1 rRNA gene is annotated in these 313 nt (G+C 54.6%); it reads left to right on the forward strand.

Annotated elements, in window-relative coordinates:
- A 23S ribosomal RNA gene (locus tag AC0T7J_RS25550) occupies nt 1-313 on the forward strand; the annotation flags it as partial.

The raw sequence follows: 313 nt of genomic DNA on the forward strand, positions 1-313 counted from the left end.
ACAGACAGCCAGGATGTTGGCTTAGAAGCAGCCATCATTTAAAGAAAGCGTAATAGCTCACTGGTCGAGTCGGCCTGCGCGGAAGATGTAACGGGGCTAAACCATGCACCGAAGCTGCGGCAGCGACACTATGTGTTGTTGGGTAGGGGAGCGTTCTGTAAGCCGTCGAAGGTGGCCTGTGAGGGCTGCTGGAGGTATCAGAAGTGCGAATGCTGACATAAGTAACGATAAAGCGGGTGAAAAGCCCGCTCGCCGGAAGACCAAGGGTTCCTGTTCAACGTTAATCGGAGCAGGGTGAGTCGACCCCTAAGGC

This window comes from Pantoea sp. E956-1 (assembly GCF_982223955.1).